Annotated in this window: 9 protein-coding genes; 2 read left to right on the top strand and 7 right to left on the bottom strand. The window is 66.2% G+C overall.

Annotation, left to right across the window (positions count from 1 at the left end):
* Positions 1-228: 228 nt before the first annotated feature.
* The 3 genes from Q9R31_RS18850 to Q9R31_RS18840 are packed head-to-tail and all read right to left on the bottom strand — an operon-like array spanning position 229 to position 7,749.
* Positions 229-3,915 (bottom strand): 1,4-alpha-glucan branching enzyme, encoded by a 3,687-nt coding sequence (locus Q9R31_RS18850; protein ID WP_311264237.1) that lies wholly within the window; start codon positions 3,913-3,915, stop codon positions 229-231.
* Between the two features lies 1 nt (position 3,916).
* The gene (gene treS / locus Q9R31_RS18845) at positions 3,917-5,710 is read right to left on the bottom strand and encodes a maltose alpha-D-glucosyltransferase (RefSeq protein WP_311264236.1); all 1,794 of its coding nucleotides are present in this window, start codon (positions 5,708-5,710) and stop codon (positions 3,917-3,919) included.
* Entirely contained in the window at positions 5,707-7,749 is a 2,043-nt protein-coding gene (locus Q9R31_RS18840; RefSeq protein WP_311264241.1) for an alpha-1,4-glucan--maltose-1-phosphate maltosyltransferase, read from the bottom strand. Before Q9R31_RS18840 ends, treS begins: the two co-directional genes overlap by 4 nt.
* A 191-nt stretch (positions 7,750-7,940) precedes the next feature.
* Between Q9R31_RS18840 and glgP the strand changes: the two genes are divergently transcribed.
* Together glgP and Q9R31_RS18830 are read left to right on the top strand one after the other, a co-directional pair.
* On the top strand, positions 7,941-10,559 hold the full coding sequence (gene glgP / locus Q9R31_RS18835; protein ID WP_311264235.1) for an alpha-glucan family phosphorylase: 2,619 nt from the start codon (positions 7,941-7,943) through the stop codon (positions 10,557-10,559).
* A gap of 63 nt (positions 10,560-10,622) precedes the next feature.
* Positions 10,623-12,410: a thiamine pyrophosphate-requiring protein gene (locus tag Q9R31_RS18830; RefSeq protein ID WP_311264234.1), complete on the top strand. Its 1,788-nt coding sequence runs from the start codon at positions 10,623-10,625 to the stop codon at positions 12,408-12,410.
* 21 nt (positions 12,411-12,431) lie between these two features.
* On the opposite strand, the gene Q9R31_RS18825 is transcribed toward Q9R31_RS18830, so the two are convergent.
* The 4 genes from Q9R31_RS18825 to rlmB all read right to left on the bottom strand — a co-directional run bounded on the left by Q9R31_RS18825 (position 12,432) and on the right by rlmB (position 16,478).
* Positions 12,432-12,788 (bottom strand): barstar family protein, encoded by a 357-nt coding sequence (locus Q9R31_RS18825; RefSeq protein ID WP_311264233.1) that lies wholly within the window; start codon positions 12,786-12,788, stop codon positions 12,432-12,434.
* A gap of 7 nt (positions 12,789-12,795) precedes the next feature.
* On the bottom strand, positions 12,796-13,284 hold the full coding sequence (locus Q9R31_RS18820) for a ribonuclease domain-containing protein (protein WP_311264232.1): 489 nt from the start codon (positions 13,282-13,284) through the stop codon (positions 12,796-12,798).
* 7 nt (positions 13,285-13,291) lie between these two features.
* A complete protein-coding gene (gene glgX / locus Q9R31_RS18815; protein ID WP_311264231.1) occupies positions 13,292-15,397 on the bottom strand; it encodes a glycogen debranching protein GlgX in 2,106 nt (701 codons plus the stop codon).
* A gap of 91 nt (positions 15,398-15,488) precedes the next feature.
* Positions 15,489-16,478 carry a 23S rRNA (guanosine(2251)-2'-O)-methyltransferase RlmB gene (gene rlmB / locus Q9R31_RS18810; RefSeq protein WP_311264230.1) on the bottom strand — a complete coding sequence of 330 codons (990 nt, stop codon included), beginning with the start codon at positions 16,476-16,478 and terminating at the stop codon, positions 15,489-15,491.
* Positions 16,479-16,523: the final 45 nt, after the last annotated feature.

Raw genomic sequence — 16,523 nt, 5'->3', positions numbered from 1 at the left:
CTGACCTCCTGCGTGTCAAACCGGCGTCCGCAACCATCCTCAGCGTAAGCTTGGGGTTTCGGTTTTCCGTCTGACTCCGTGGAGCAGCGCGGAAATAAACTGTACCACCACTCAATCCGGATCGCCAGTCCGACGTCGGGAGGCATCCTTCGGACAGCCGAAAGGCCCGGAATCGCGCGGATTCCGGGCCCTTCAGGCGCAGCCCTTGACGGGTACCGGCAGGCCGACTCAGTCAGCCGTTGAGGCTCCTGGCTTGAAGTAGGAGGCTCCGAGTGGAGGCAGCGTGACGGTCAAAGTGGCCGGCTGCCCATCCTGCCCCTCGTTCGTGGCCTTCAGCTCTCCGCTGTTCAGCACACCGGATCCACCGTAGGTGGTGTGGTCCGTGTTCAGGACCTCGGTCCACGCGCCGGCCGTGGGCACTCCCAGGGTGTAGCCGACGTGGGGCGTGCCGGAGAAGTTGATGGCGCAGACAATCGGGTTGCGGTCGGCGTCCCACCTGATGAAGGAGAGGACGTTCCGGTCGGCGTCTCCCCCGTTGATCCATTGGAAACCGGCAGGAACATTGTCCTGCGCGTAAAGGGCGGGCGTGGCAGCGTACAGCTCGTTCAGGTCCTTCGTCAGCAGCTGCAGTCCCCGGTGCGCGGGAATGTCCGCAAGCCACCAGTCCAGCCCGTGCTGCTCGGACCACTCGGCTTCCTGGCCGAACTCGGTTCCCATGAAGATGAGCTGTTTGCCGGGATGTGCCCACTGGTAGGCAAAGAAGGCCCGCAGGTTGGCCAGCTGCTGCCAGCGGTCGCCCGGCATCTTGCGGAGCATGGAGCCCTTGCCGTGGACAACCTCGTCGTGGCTGATCGGCAGCAGGAAGTTCTCCGTGAAGGCGTAGACCAGGGAGAAGGTGACCGTTCCGTGGTGCCACTTGCGGTTGTAGGGGTCCTCGGAGATGTACTTGAGGGAGTCGTGCATCCAGCCCATGTTCCACTTCAGGCCAAAACCCAGGCCGCCGTGGCTGGTGGGGGCGGTGACGCCGGGGAAGGCCGTGGACTCTTCCGCAATCATGACGGCGCCGGGATGCGTCTTGTAGACGGTGGCGTTGACTTCCTGCAGGAAGGATATGGCCTCGAGGTTCTCCCTGCCACCAAAGCGGTTGGGCCGCCACTGGCCTTCCTGGCGTGAGTAGTCGAGGTAGAGCATGGAGGCCACCGCGTCCACGCGCAGGCCGTCGATGTGGAACTCCTCCAGCCAGTAGAGGGCGTTTGCCACCAGGAAGTTCCGGACCTCGGTGCGGCCGAAGTCGAAGATCAGGGTGCCCCAGTCAGGGTGTTCCCCGAGTGCCGGGTCCGAGTGTTCGTAAAGCGGCTCGCCGTCGAACCGGGCCAACGCCCAGGCATCCTTCGGGAAGTGTGCGGGCACCCAGTCCAGCAGTACGCCGATACCGGCCTGGTGGAGGGCGTCCACCAGGTAGCGGAACTCGTCAGGATGTCCGAACCTGGACGTCGGGGCAAAGTAGGACGTGACCTGGTAGCCCCAGGAACCGCCGAACGGGTGCTCCGCAACGGGCATGAATTCCACGTGCGTGAACCCGAGCCACTTGACGTATTCCACCAGTTCCTTGGCCAGTTCACGGTAACCAAGACCCAGCCGCCAGGACCCGAGGTGTACTTCGTAGACGCTCATGGCCGAGTTGTGCGGGTCCTGCTTGGCCCGCGCTTCCATCCATTCGTCGTCCTTGAACGCGTAGGAAGGTTCCACCACCCTGGACGCCGTCAACGGAGGCACTTCGGTGCCGAACGCCAGCGGATCGGCTTTTTCAACCCAGTAGCCGCCGCGGGTCAGGATCTCGTACTTGTAGCAGGCGCCTGCCGGGACGCCGGGAATGAACACTTCCCAGACCCCGGAGGAACCCAGCGACCGCATGGAGTTTTCCCGCCCGTCCCAGGCGTTGAAATCGCCCTTGACACGGACCGCCTGGGCGTTGGGGGCCCAGACGGCGAAGGAAACACCGTTGACGTCCCCGAGCGATGACTTGTAGTGCCGGACGTGGGCACCGAGCACCTGCCAGAGCTTCTCATGCCGGCCTTCGCCGATGAGGTGGAGGTCCACTTCGCCAACCGTCGGCAGGTAGCGGTAGGGCTCATCAACGGTCACCGGGTCCTTGCCGGGATAAGTGACGGAGAGCCGGTAGTCGGGAACGTGGCCCTGTTCCTGCGGTTCCAGGACGGCAACCCATACGCCGTGCGCTTCGTGCTGCATGGGCACTTCACCGGCTTGGGTGACCACCGTGATCGCTTCGGCCAGATGCTTCACGGTGCGGATGGTGACGTGCCCGTAGTCGTCCAGGTGCGCGCCCAGGACGGAGTGGGGGGCGTGGTGTTCACCGTTCGCGATCCTGCCCAGGGTGCCTTCATCCACGTGCAGCGGCACCCCCGGGCGGTCAGTTCGTGCTGAGCCTGTCATTTCGTTACCTTCCGATGCTGCGCCGGCGTGATCGCCGGCGCCATTACCGCTTAGGAGCCGCCTGGAGGCGTTTACTGGTATCGCCACCCAGTCGGGCCTGTTACGCATTTCATAAACAACTTCGTACAGTGCCTTGTCCAGCCACAATGCCACAAACAGGGGCGAGGTCCGGTCCACCGTGCCCGGAATGACCCCCGCATACCCGGCAAGGAAGGCATCGGCGCAATCGTCGACCCAGCTGTCCGGGACCTGCGCGCCTTCCTGTTCGCGGTGCGCTGCTCCGGCTGCGTAGTCGAAGGACCGGAGCATCCCCACCACGTCGCGGAGGGGTACGTCCGGGACGTTCCGTTCGGAGATGGGCCGCAGTGGCTCGCCTTCAAAATCCAGGATGGCCCACCGCGACTCGTCGCCGGATTGCCCGGTCACAAAGAGGATCTGGCCCAGGTGCAGGTCGCCGTGGATACGCTGCAGCGGCCCGGCAGGAACCTTGTCCAGGTCAGCCAGCAGGGCGTCCAGGGCCTCGTCGTAAGGCCCGACGGCGGCACGCGCTTCTGCCCAGGCGGCGCGGACACGCTGGGCAACAGCGGGTCCTGGCGCCTTGCCGGGTCCAGGCTCGGCTGATTGCCCAAGTGCCTCCGCCAAGCGCTTGTGCACCGTGGCTGTGGCCGCACCCAGGGCGCGGGCTTCTGCCGTGAAGTCGGTGCCGGAGCGGGCGGCGTCCACCGCCAGCCGCCAGGCGTCGCGGCCCCCGGCGAGGAATTCGTGGGCCACCGCAAGCTCACCCTGGACGTAACGGCTGCCCTGGCCGGCGTCGCCCGGTTTCCCGAGCCACTCACCGCGTACCCAGCCAAGGGTGGCGGGGACTTCCGCGGTGCCCGCCTTGGTCAAGGCAGCCCCCACTTCGATCTCCGGGTTGGTCCCGTCCGACAGGACCCGGAAGAATTTCACCATGGCGGCTGATTCGCCGTCGTCCACAATGACGGAACTGTTGGACTGCTCGCCCGAGAGTACCTTCACAACTCCCTTGGCCGTGGGCAGGCGGTGCGGCCCTTCCACCCGGAATCCGGTGGCAGTGCCGCTGGAGGCCTTTGACTCCTGCCGGATGAGGCCGAGCCAGGCGCCCACGAAGTCGGGGTCGTGAACGGCGTCGTAGACCCAGGGGCGGGTGGGATCCATTCCTGCGGCTTCGCCTATCAGCGCGCGTTCCATCCCGCCGGCCGGTGCCGGCCGGAAGCTCAAGGGGACCTGGACCACGGCGGTGCGCGGGCCGCCGTCGGGCCCCTCAATGGTGACATTGAGGAGGAACACGGCCAGCGCGGCGTGCCCGCTGGGGTCCTCCAGGCCCAGGCTGCCGGCCTGCGAGACGGTGAATTCGGGGGTCTTGACGGGGAACCACCGCTGCTGCGGCAGCCATTCCTTGAGCAGCGCGGTGAGGGCAGGAGTGAGGATTGGCTGGTTCATCTCAGTTCTCTATCGACAGGATGGGCATGGCCTGGGTGTAGGGCGACGACGGATTGGACCCCGCCGACCGCATTCGGAGCCAGAAGAAATCGTGGCTTCCGATGGTCAGGGTGAGGGTGCCGTCATCGCCGATGCCGGGGAAGATCTGGCCACCGAAGACGTCACGCAACCCGCGCCCGGCGTATTCGGGGATGCGCAGCGTGGCAGCGACGGGGTGCTGGGAGAGGTTGAAGGCGCACAGGATCGTTTCGCCGTCGACTCCCGCCGGATTGCTGTCCGGCAGTTGGCGCAGGTAGGCCACGACGGCGTCGTGGTCTGCCTCCACATGCTTGAAGCTTCCGAGCCCGAACGCCGGGTGGTTCTTGCGGACACTGAGGATCTGCCGGGTCCAGCGCAGCAGGGACCCGGAATGGGCGGCCTCCGCTTCCACATTGGCCATGCTGTAGTTGTAGACCAGCGACTGGATGGGCGGCAGGTACAGCTTCCCGGGATCAGCGTGGGAGAAGCCGGCGTTCCGGTCCGGGTTCCACTGCATGGGGGTACGGACGGCATCGCGGTCCTCGAGCCAGATGTTGTCCCCCATGCCGATCTCGTCCCCGTAATACAGGAACGGGCTGCCCGGGAGCGAGAGCAGGAGGGCGTTGATCAGCTCAATCTCGGCCCGCGAATTGTCAAGCAGCGGTGCCAGCCTGCGCCGGATGCCGATGTTGGCGCGCATGCGCGGGTCGGGGGCATACCAGCCCAGCATTGCCGCGCGCTCGTCGGCCGTGACCATTTCCAGGGTCAGCTCGTCGTGGTTCCGGAGGAAGGTGCCCCACTGCGCGCCCTCGGGGATGTCCGGGGTGTCGCGCATGGTTTCGATGATGGGCGCGGCTTTTTGGTCCCGCAGCGCGTAATAGAGGCGGGGCATGATGGGGAAGTGGAACGCCATGTGGCATTCGGGTTCCTCGACGGTGCCGAAGTACTCCACCACCTCGGTGGGCGGCTGGTTTGCTTCGGCGATGATGACGCGGCCGGGGTAGCGTTCGTCCACCATGGCCCGCAGCTGGCGGAGGAACTCGTGGGTGGCCGGAAGGTTCTCGCAGTTGGTTCCCTCTTCCTCGAAGAGGTAGGGGATGGCGTCTGCCCGGAAACCGTCGATCCCCTGGTCCAGCCAGAACCGGACCACATCGAAGACGGCGTCGATTACCTTGGGGTTTTCGAAGTTCAGGTCCGGCTGGTGGCTGAAGAACCGGTGCCAGAAGAACTGCCGCCGGATGGGATCGAACGTCCAGTTCGATTCCTCGGTGTCAACGAAGATGATGCGTGCGTCCTGGTACTTCTCATCAGTGTCGCTCCAGACGTAGAAGTCCCCGAAAGGCCCGTCCGGGTCCTTCCGCGATTCCTGGAACCAGGGGTGCTGGTCGGAGGTGTGGTTCAGCGGCAGGTCGATGATGACCCGGACGCCGCGGGCGTGGGCTTCAGCCACCAGGCGCTTGAAGTCGCTGATGGTGCCGAATTCGTCCAGGACCGAGTTGTAGTCGGAAATGTCGTAGCCACCGTCGCGCAGCGGTGACTGGAAGAAAGGGGGCAGCCAGAGGCAGTCCACGCCCAGCCACTGCAGGTAGTCCAGCCGGTCGATGAGCCCGGAGAAATCCCCGGACCCATCGCCGTTGGCATCCGCAAAGGCCCTGACAAGTACTTCGTAGAACACGGCCTTGCGGTACCACAGCGGGTCATGCTGGAGGCCAGGCGCATTTAGCTCGAACGTGCTCTTTGGGGTGAAGTGGCCGGAACTTTGCGGATTGAAATTCACGAATGCATTCTCCTCACGCTCAGGACGTGGGCCGGCTCCACATGCGGGTCAAGCCGCACGTAGTTGAACTCGCCCCACTCCCAGCTTTGGCCGGTGATCAGGTCGTCCACGTAGAAGCCGCCGCCCGGGGTGCGGTCCTGCGGGTCCAGCTCCAGGGCTGCCAGGTCCAGGGCCACGCTGCATTCCTTGGTGACATGGGGGTCCACGTTCACTACCACGATGATGGTGTCCTTGGACCCGTCGGGAAGGGTCTTGTGCTTGGAGTAGACCACCGTGGAGTTATCCGTGCTCTGGTGGACCGTCAGGTTCTGCAGGTCCAGCAGAGCCGGGTGGTCACGCCGGATGTGGTTCAGCCGGGTGATGTACGGCGCCAGCGAGCGTCCGGATTCCGCGGCGGCATCCCAGTCACGGGCCTTGTACTCGAACTTCTCGTTGTCGATGTACTCCTCGGCGCCGGGCCGGGCAACGTGCTCGTACAGTTCGTAGCCGGCATAGACGCCCCACAGCGGGCTTCCGGTGGAGGCAAGGACAGCCCGGATCCGGAACGCCGCCGGCCCGCCGTACTGCAGGTATTCGGTGAGGATGTCCGGGGTGTTGACGAAGAAGTTGGGGCGGAAGAACGCCGGGGATTCGTGGCTGACTTCGTCGAAGTACTCCTCGATCTCCTTCTTGGTGTTGCGCCAGGTGAAGTAGGTGTAGGACTGCTGGAAGCCGGCCCTGCCCAAGGCGTGCATCATGGCGGGGCGGGTGAATGCTTCGGCGAGGAACACCACGCCGGGCTCGGTTTTATTCACTTCGGCTATAAGCCATTCCCAGAACCACACCGGTTTGGTGTGCGGGTTATCCACCCGGAAAATCTTTACGCCGTGGCTGACCCACAAGAGGACAATCCGCAGAATTTCCTGGGAAAGGCCTTCCGGATCATTATCGAAATTGAGCGGATATATGTCCTGGTACTTCTTTGGCGGGTTTTCGGCGTAGGCAATGGTGCCGTCCACGCGGGTGGTGAACCATTCCGGGTGGGACTCTACCCAGGGGTGGTCCGGAGCCGCCTGGAGCGCAAGGTCCAGGGCAACTTCCAGGCCCAGCTCGTTGGCCCGCGCCACGAAGGCGTCGAAGTCCTCGAAGGAACCGAGATCGGGATGGATGGCGTCGTGGCCACCCTCCCTGGCTCCAATGGCCCAGGGTGAGCCGGGATCGTTGGGCCCGGCAACCAGGGTGTTGTTGGGTCCCTTGCGGTGCTGCACGCCGATGGGATGGATTGGAGGCATGTACAGGACGTCGAACCCCATGGCGGCCACGGCGTCGAGCCGCTTTGCCGCGGTCCGGAAGTTTCCTGATGTCCACACGCCCGTGTTGTGGTCCTTTACCGCGCCTTCAGAGCGGGGGAAGAACTCGTACCAGGCGCCGCGGCCGGCCCGGTCCCGCTCCACCAGCAGGGGGAACTTCTGGGAGACCGTCACCAGTTCGCGGATGGGCTGGCGGGCCACGATGTCCGCGATCTCCTGGCTGAACCCTGCGCCGAGCCGTTCCTCGGTGCTGCGGGACTGGTCGGCCAGGATGTCGGAAGCGCGCCGGAGCGCTGCCCGGTCAACCTCGTCCCGGAAGTCCTCCGCGGACGCTTCGCCCAGCAGTTTGGCACCTTCGGTGAGCATGAGTTCGACGTCGATCCCGGCGTCGATTTTCACCTCCGCGTTGTGGTGCCACGTGCCATAGCGGTCGTGCCAGGCTTCGATCACAAAGGACCAGTTCCCGGTTTCCGACGGCGTGAGCACGCCTTCCCAGCGGTCCGTTCCCATGCCGCGTTCCCCGCGGGGCGGCGCAAGCCGCACGCGCTGGCGCTCTGCACCGGAGGGGTCCAGGAGCACGGCGCTGACGCCGAGCTGGTCATGCCCTTCCCGGAAGGCGGTGGCGCCCACCACGATGCCTTCGCCGGGCAGGGCTTTGGCCGGAAACCTGCCGCCCTCGACGACGGGCTGCACGGCGGTAATGGGAAAACGCCCGAACCGCAGGCCCTCGGTGATGCGGCGCTGGGGCATTTTGGTGGATGCGGCACTGGTTCCTGAGTTAGTCGTCACAGGCTCGACGTTAGCGAGAAATGGCCAGGATTGCTAAGCGTGCTCACTAAATTCATCGTGCCGCGGCCCAATTTCTTCATGCCCCTGTCATTTACCCAAAAGAAACCGAAAGCTGGTTCCAGCCGCGCATGTTGTCGGTTAGTGTGACGCAGGTGAAGGCAATCCGCAGGTTTACGGTCCGTACAGTCCTCCCCGAGCCCATCCGGCCACTGGCCAGGCTGGCCAGCAATTTACGGTGGTCCTGGCACCGCCCAACCCGGGAGCTTTTCGCCGGACTGAACCCCCGCCTCTGGGAGGAAAGCGGGCAGGATCCCGTGGGCTTCCTGGGGATGGTCAGCCGGGAGGAATTCCAGCAGCTCGCTGCGAACCAGTCGGTGGTGGACCGGGTGCACGCGGCCGAGGAGGACCTTGACCGGTACCTTGAGGAGCCGCGCTGGTACCAGGGCCTGGGCCCGGAGGCCCCCGCCTCCATTGCCTACTTCTCTCCGGAGTTCGGCATTACCGAGGTGCTCCCCCAGTATTCGGGCGGCCTGGGCATCCTGGCCGGCGACCACCTGAAGGCTGCCTCGGACCTGGGTGTTCCCCTGATCGGTGTGGGGTTGCTGTACCAGGCCGGCTACTTCAAGCAGTCACTGTCGCGCGATGCCTGGCAACAGGAGACCTATCCCGTCCTGGATCCGGACGGGCTGCCCCTGACCCTGCTCCGCGAACCGTCGCCTGACGGCAACGGTAAAGCCCTGCAGATCTCGCTGCCCCTCCCCAACGGACGGCGCCTGCTGGCACACATCTGGCGTGCCGACGTCGGACGCGTTCCCCTGCTCCTCCTGGACTCCAACGTGCCGGGCAACGACGACGCCGCCCGCAGCATCACGGACCGGCTGTACGGCGGCGGCGGTGACCACCGGCTGCAGCAGGAACTGCTGCTGGGCATGGGTGGGGTCAAGGCCCTGCGCGCCTTCCAGAAGCTGACGGGCTGCGCGGCCCCGGAAGTTTTCCACACCAATGAAGGGCACGCCGGGTTCCTGGGGATCGAACGCATCCAGGAACTGATGTCCGGGGACCAGGCCCTGACGTTCGACGAAGCCCTGGCCGCGGGGCGGGCCTCCACCGTGTTCACCACGCACACCCCCGTCCCTGCCGGCATTGACAGGTTCGAAATCAACCAGATCAGCCACTTCTTCCAGGCCGGCCTGGCCCCCGCGGTGCCGGTGGACCGGATCCTGGAACTGGGCCGCGAGAACTACGCGGAGGGCAACCCGTCCGTTTTCAACATGGCGGTGATGGGCCTCCGCCTGGCGCAGCGCGCCAACGGGGTGGCCAAACTGCACGGCGAGGTGTCCCGTGGGATGTTCTCCGCCCTGTGGCCGGGTTTCGACCACTCCGAGGTGCCCATCACCTCCGTGACCAACGGCGTCCACGTGCCCACCTGGGTGGACAGCCGCATCTCCAAGCTGGCCCGCGACCAGTTCGGCAGCGAGGCTGAGGCCCTGGGCAAATGGGATCTGGCCTACAACGTCAGCGACGCCGATGTGTGGGCGTTGCGCCGGGAGATGAGGGCAGCCCTGGTGGAGGACGTCCGCCGCAGGCTGCGTGCGGCCTGGAAGAAGCGCGGCGCGGCCGACGCCGAGCTGGGGTGGACGGACAACGTCCTGGACCCGGATGTGCTGACCATCGGGTTTGCCCGCCGGGTGCCCACCTACAAAAGGCTCACGCTGATGCTGCGCGAACCGGCGCGGCTCAAGGCACTGCTCCTGCACAAGGATCACCCCATCCAGCTGGTCATTGCCGGAAAGTCCCACCCCGCCGATGACGCCGGCAAGAAGATGATCCAGGACCTGGTCCGCTTCACGGACGATCCCGAGGTCCGGCACCGCATCGCGTTCCTGCCGAACTACGACATCGCCATGGCCAGGACCCTGTTCCCGGGCTGCGATGTCTGGCTGAACAACCCGCTGCGGCCGTTGGAGGCCTGCGGGACGTCCGGCATGAAGGCGGCCCTGAACGGATCCCTGAACCTGTCCGTCCTGGACGGCTGGTGGGATGAGATGTACGACGGCGAGAACGGCTGGGCGATCCCCACCGCCAACAATGACGCCTCCCCGGAAGAACGCGATGACATCGAGGCCGCGGCGCTGTACGAGCTGCTGGAAACACAGGTGGCGCCGCGCTTCTACGGGAGCACGGTGTCCGAAGGGGCAGGAGCTGCCGGGCCCTCGACCACCAGGAGCGAAACGGTGCCCACCCACTGGGTGTCCATGATCAAGCACACCCTGTCCCACCTGGGTCCGGCCGTCTCCGCGGAGCGCATGCTCCGTGACTACGTGAACATCCTGTACCGCCCCGCGGCGGAAGCAGGCCGCAGCGCCACCGCCAACTCGTACGCCCAGGCCCGTGCCCTGGCGTCCTGGTCCGCCAAGGTGCGCGGCGCGTGGCCCCAGGTGCACGTGGAGCACGTGGATTCGGTGGGTGTGTCGGAGGATCCGCAGATCGGCGACACCCTCCAGGTCAACGCGTACGTGGCCCTGAACGCGCTGACCCCCGAGGACGTTTCCGTGGAGGTGGCCTACGGCCGGGCGGAAGAGAACGACGCCCTTGCGGACATCACCATGATGGAGCTGCAGGTGAAGGAGGACCTGGGCAGCGGACGGCACCTGTTCACCGGCTCACTGGTCATTGACCGCTCCGGACCGTTCGGATACACCGTCCGCGTACTGCCCCGGCATGAAGCCCTGGCCTCGAAAGCGGAACTGGGACTGATCGTCAACGCTTAGCCCGCTGGGCGGATGGGTAAGGCTCCTGGCAGGCAGCGCACCAACCCGACGCAGGAGGGCTCAATGACCGAACGTACCGTGGCCGATGTCATCGTGGAGCGCCTTACCACCTGGGGTGTTGGCCGGGTCTTCGGCTACAGCGGGGACGGCATCAACGGGTTCATGGGCGCCCTGCGCCGGACCGAGGGCCAGGTGGAGTTTGTCCAGGCCCGGCACGAGGAGTCCGCGGCCTTCATGGCCGTGGGCCACGCCAAATACACCGGCGGCGTGGGGGTGGTGACCTTCACCCAGGGCCCCGGCGCCGTCCACCTGCTCAACGGCCTGTACGACGCAAAGCTGGACGGCGTGCCGGTAGTCGCCATCGTGGGACAGCAGAGCCTCACTGTCCTGGGTTCGGCCTACATGCAGGAAATCGACCTCATGGCGCTGTTCAAGGATGTCGCGTCGCAGTTCGTGCAGCAGGTCAGTGCGCCGGAGCAGATACCCATGGTCCTGGACCGTGCCTTCCGGACGGCGAAAGCCACCTCCTCCCCCTGCGTGGTCATCATTCCGCACGACGTACAGTCCGCTCCCGCCCCGCAGCTGGAACAGCAGCACGGCATCGTGGTCACTGCGCCATCCTGGAGTGCAGCGGCCAAGACTCCCCGCGAGGAAGACCTGGCCGCCGCGGCTGCCCTGCTCAACTCTGCGGAGAGGGTGGCCCTCCTGGTGGGCCAGGGCGCCAGGCACGCCGGCAAGGAAGTGGTTGCCGTGGCGGAAAAGCTTGGGGCAGGCATCGCCACCAGCCTCCTGGGAAAGCCCTATGTGGATGAGAACCTCCCCTTCGCGGTGGGAACCATGGGCCACCTGGGCACCACGGCGAGTGCCCACCTGCTGGGCAGCTGTGATGCGCTTCTCATTGTCGGCTCCAACGACCCCTGGACCGAGTTCTACCCGCCGCCCGGCGCCGCCCGTGCCGTGCAGATCGACATCGATGAGAAGAAGATCGGCAACCGGTACCCCGTGGAGGTGGGACTGGCGGGAGACGCCGGATCCGCCCTGGAGGCTTTGAACCAACGGCTGGAACACCGCCCGCGCACCCAATGGCGTTCAGCGGTGGAGGAGGAAGTCAGCCGCTGGCGAATCCTCTCGGCAGACCGGGCCGCAGTGCCGGCAAGCCCGGTCAATCCTGAACGGGTGGTCCGGGAGCTCAACGGCCGGCTGCCGGGGAACGCGCAGCTGAGTGTCGACGTCGGAAGCTGCGTCTACTGGTACGCCCGGCAACTGGTGCTGCCCCAGGGTGTCCCGGCGCATCTGTCCGGGACGCTGGCCAGCATGGGCTGCGCAATCCCTTACGGGATTGCCGCCAAGCTGGCGCATCCGGACCGCCCGTTGGTGGCCCTGGCCGGCGATGGCGCCATGCAGATGCTGGGCGTTGCCGAGCTGGTCACGGTGGCGCACCGCTGGCGGCAGTGGCAGGACCCACGGTTCGTGGTCTGCGTCTTCAACAACCGGGAGCTCACCGAGGTCACGTGGGAGCAGCGTGAGTCGGAGGCCGAGCCCCGGTTTGCCGCGAGCCAGGAGCTTCCCGATTTTCCGTTCGCCGGCTACGCGGACCTGCTGGGGCTGAAGGGCATCCGGGTGGAGGACCCGGAACTGATCGCAGACGCGTGGGACCAGGCGTTCGCAGCGGACTGCCCCGTGGTGATCGAGGTCCTGACCGACCCCGAGATCCCGTTGCTTCCGCCGTTCCCGGCCGGGCGCCAGAAGGCGGAAAGCATGCGCAAGGGACTGGCTGCGGAGGACGACGGCGGCCGGGCCTCTGCACTGCTGGACACCTACGTTGCACATGAGGAGCGCCCTGAGGTCTAGGCGCTGAAACCGGGGACGGCTTTAAAGCAGCACGGCGGTGACGGCAAGGTCCTTGCCCGCGTACCGTTCAGCGTCCTGCAGGATTTCGCAGATGATGCCGAACGACCTGTCGGCCCGGAATGGGGCGGCCACCAGCCACAGGACCGTGACGGGTGGGTTGCCGTTGTCGGTGATGCTGTCGGCGAAGTCGTGCAGCGAATCATTCAGCGCGTCCAGGTTCACGCCGTAGTGTTCGGGAAAGTCCAGGACCTCACCGAACGTTTCCAGGACGACGCGTTTGCTGTCCGCCGGAGGGACCACCACGCTGCGCCGGCCGGCGTCGGCCACCTGTTCCTGCAGCTCTTCCAGGGTCCAGGTGTCTCCGGAGAAGATTCTCATGGTTGCGCTAGCTGCCTTCCGCTATGTACTTGAACGTTGCGTAGTGGTCACTGGTGTAATACTTCTCCCCGCCGTCGCCCGCCACGATGCGCCGAGCGCCCCGGTCCGGTTCGCCGGGGGTGGGGACGGTGTACTCCCGGTAGTAGCCACGGTTCCGGACGGGCAGGACCTGCTCGAAGTTACCGAACACCTGGTCATCCTGGCTGTACTGGAACGGACCACCCTCCCGGATCAGCCCCAGCACCCGGCGGCCCTCCGCAGGAAGGGCGGCCTCCCTGATCTCCGGCAGGCTGGACGGGTTCGCGCTCCGCCGTGGCGGGGACTGCTTCGCTGCCGCGGACGTGGCCGCCCCGCCCGGTGTGGCGGTGCGGCTGGCACCCGTTTCCGGCGTCGTTCGTTCCGTCTGCTGACCCAGCAGCCCGGTGCCGCCGAGCGCCACTAAGGCCAGCACCACCAGTGCGGCCAGGAGCAGTGGAAGGATTGAGCGGTTGCGCATCCGTGGCCTACGTGCGGTAGATGCTGATCGAGTTGGCCTCGGCAAGGTCTGTTTCCCCCGAGGCCACCTGGATGCCTTGCCGCTGCTTGTGGCGGGGCGACGTGGTCAGCCGAAGCTCGAACAGGCTTGGCATCTTCCTCCCGGCGTCCGGCAGGGTGACCAACACGTCCGAGGCGCTGCCGTTCACCACCACCAGGCCGGCCAGTTCACCGCCGTCGTCACCGAGCAGGAGCTGCACGACGCGGTGCTGGGGATCATTCCAGCGTTCAGCGGACATGGGCTGGCCATGCTGGTCGAACCAGTAGAGGTAGGACTGTTCGTCCCGGACGGGGAAGTCGTGCGGCTGGGCAGCGAGGAACTCCTTGCGCAGGCGGATATACCGTTTCGTACTGCGCAGCATCTCATGCGCCTCCGGCGTCATGGTCCAGTCGAGCCACGTAAGGGCGTTGTCCTGGCAATAGGCGTTGTTGTTGCCCTGCTGCGTCCGGGCCAGCTCGTCCCCGGCGGTGATCATCGGAACCCCCAGCGAGACCATCAGTGATGCCATCAGGTTCCGCCGCGACTGCGCCCGCTTCGCGAGGATCACGCCGTTCTCGGTGGGGCCCTCCACGCCGTGGTTGTAGCTGCGGTTGTCCCCGTGCCCGTCCCTGTTCTCTTCGCCGTTGGCCTCGTTGTGCTTGCGGTCAAAGGATACGAGGTCGTTCATGGTGAAGCCGTCGTGGGCGGTGACGAAGTTGACCGACGCCAGGCGGGAGCGGCCGGACGCCTGAAAGAGGCTGGCGGAACCGGACAGGGCATCGGCGAGTTTGGCCATGGTCCCGCCGTGGCCGCCCGAGTCGATCGCGCCGCGGTCCGCGAGCCAGAAGGTGCGGAGGGCGTCGCGGAAGTGGTCGTTCCAGTCCACCCACCCTGGCGGGAACCGGCCCGTCTGCCACCCTCCGTAGCCGATATCCCACGGCTCGGCGATCAGTTTGACCTCGGACAGGACGGGGTCGGCGGCGACGGCGGTGAGGAAGGGATGTTCGGGGTCGAACTCATTTGCGGCGTCCCTGCACAGCGTGACGGCCAGGTCGAACCGGAAGCCGTCGATGTGGAACTCGTCCACCCAGTACCGCAGGGAATCGGTCACCAGCTGGACGACGCGCGGGTCCGCGAAGTTGAGCGAGTTGCCGCAGCCGGTGGTGTCTATGTACTTGCCCTGGCCGTCCACCCGGTAGTACGTGTCCTCGCCCAGGCCGCGGAAGCTCAGGACCGGGCCGTCGGGTCCGCCTTCCGCCGTGTGGTTGTAGACGACGTCCAGGATGACCTCGAGCCCGGCGGCGTGGAGTGCCTTGACCATGGCCTTGAATTCGTCCTGGACCGCCTGCGGGCCTTCCTCGCGTGCAGCCCTGGTGGCATAACCAGGGTGCGGGGCGAAGAACGCGGCGGTGTTGTACCCCCAGTAGTTGGTCAGGCCGAGGTCCTGCAGGTGCGGCTCATCGATGTGGAAGTGCACGGGCAGGAGCTGTACGGAGGTGATGCCCAGGCTGGTCAGGTGCTCCACGACGGCGGGGTGGGCCAAGCCCGCGTAGGTTCCCCTGAGCTCTTTCGGAACATCGGGGTGGAGCATGCTCTGGCCGCGGACATGCGCTTCGTAAACGATGGTGTTGCGCCAGGGAAGGCGCAGGCGTTCGTCGGTCCCCCAGTCGAAGTCGGTGGCGGTCCGGACGCTGGTGAGGAAGCCGTCGCGCTGGTCCACCCCCCGGCCATAAGGGTCCAGGAGCAGGGGCTGCCTGCCGGAACCGTTCCCGTTGGCTGCAGCAGGCCCGGCGGGCAGGGATAGGCCGTCCGGCGTGGGACGGAAGCCGTAGCGGGATCCGTACGGCAGGTCCTCGACGATGCCGTGATGGACCCCGCGCGTAACGTTCGGCAGGGTCTGGATCCGCCACCGGCCGCCTGGCGGGCAGTAAACGATGTCAAGGCTGGACACCGCGGGAGCGAGGCAGGCGACGTTGGCGCGCCCGCCGGCGTGGTGGCGGGTCCCGCCGGAATCAGCGCGCGGAACGCTGACACCGAGGGGAACGGCCGAAGAGGCGTCCATGGCGGAAGCAGTGTCGAAGAGCGGCATGACCATCACCTAAATAGTAGCCGCCAGCGGCACCTGACCTGCCCGTTCGCCGCTGCGGCGCCGGGAAACCAGCCCGGGGATGCCGGGCCTGGGGTGCTTATCCCGCCGCGCGCTGCCGGGAGACCTCGTACAGCGAGATGCCCACGGCCATTGAAGCGTTGAGTGACTCCATGGCGGAATCGATGGGGATGGAGACGATCTGGTCGCAGTTCTCGCGGACCAGGCGGCTCAGGCCCTTCCCTTCCGAGCCCACCACGATGCAGACGGGTTCGGTAGCCAGGGTGAGGTCGGGCAGCGAGACGTCGCCGTCGCCGTCGAGCCCCAGTACGAAGATGCCCATGTTCTTGAACTGCTTCAGGGCGTTGTTCAGGTTGGCGGCGCGGGCCACCGGCACGCGGACCGCCGCGCCGGCGCTGGTCTTCCAGGCCGCTGCCGTGACGCCCACCGAGCGGCGCTCGGGCACGATGACGCCGTGGCCACTGAAGGCGGAGACGGAACGGATGATGGCGCCCAGGTTCCGGGGGTCCGTGATGCCGTCCAGTGCAACGAAGAGCGGAGCGTTGGCGACGTGCCCCTTCTTCCACTTGTCCACGGTGTCCTCGGCCAGTTCGTACGCGTCCTGGTACTCGTAGGGCGGGATCTGCAGCACCAGGCCCTGGTGGACGGCATCGTCCGTCATCCGGTCCAGTTCCGGTTTGCCCGTTTCCATCAGCGGGATGCCACGTTCGGCGGCGAGCTTCAGGGATTCCTTGACCCGGTCGTCCATCTCGATGCGGATGGCGACGTGGAGTGCTTTGGCGGGGATGCCGGCCCGGAGCGCTTCAACGACCGAATTGCGTCCGGTCACCACTTCTTCGGTGGCACGGCCCTTGGGGCCGGATTTGGCGGCACCGGCACTGCGGGCACCGGTTCCGCGCTTGGCAGCGGACCGCTCGGCAAGCTGCTTGGCTTTGTGCGCTTTGTGGTACGGACGGTCCTCGGCCTTGGGCGTGGGGCCCTTGCCCTCGAGGGCCTTGCGGCCATGGCCACCGGTTCCGATGGTTGGGCCCTTCTTCGCTTTAACCGATCGGCGACCATTGTTGGCCATGATGTTCCACCCTTGATTGTGTTGACTGAGTCTGCCTACCAGTCT

Origin of the sequence: Pseudarthrobacter sp. BRE9 (genome assembly GCF_031844305.1) — a bacterium.
In the GTDB taxonomy this organism is placed as follows: Bacteria; Actinomycetota; Actinomycetes; order Actinomycetales; family Micrococcaceae; genus Arthrobacter.
The sequence above is the reverse complement of the archived record's forward strand: the minus strand, read 5'-3'. Positions and strand labels throughout refer to the sequence as shown.

Bases quoted from the DNA above. Each gene is read 5' to 3' on its own strand.
- Q9R31_RS18850 (WP_311264237.1), bottom strand. From the start codon at position 3,915: ATGAACCAGCCAATCCTCACTCCTGCCCTCACCGCGCTGCTCAAGGAA.
- Q9R31_RS18840 (WP_311264241.1), bottom strand. From the start codon at position 7,749: ATGCCCCAGCGCCGCATCACCGAGGGCCTGCGGTTCGGGCGTTTTCCC.
- Q9R31_RS18830 (WP_311264234.1), top strand. From the start codon at position 10,623: ATGACCGAACGTACCGTGGCCGATGTCATCGTGGAGCGCCTTACCACC.
- Q9R31_RS18825 (WP_311264233.1), bottom strand. From the start codon at position 12,788: ATGAGAATCTTCTCCGGAGACACCTGGACCCTGGAAGAGCTGCAGGAA.
- Q9R31_RS18820 (WP_311264232.1), bottom strand. From the start codon at position 13,284: ATGCGCAACCGCTCAATCCTTCCACTGCTCCTGGCCGCACTGGTGGTG.
- glgX (WP_311264231.1), bottom strand. From the start codon at position 15,397: ATGGTCATGCCGCTCTTCGACACTGCTTCCGCCATGGACGCCTCTTCG.
- rlmB (WP_311264230.1), bottom strand. From the start codon at position 16,478: ATGGCCAACAATGGTCGCCGATCGGTTAAAGCGAAGAAGGGCCCAACC.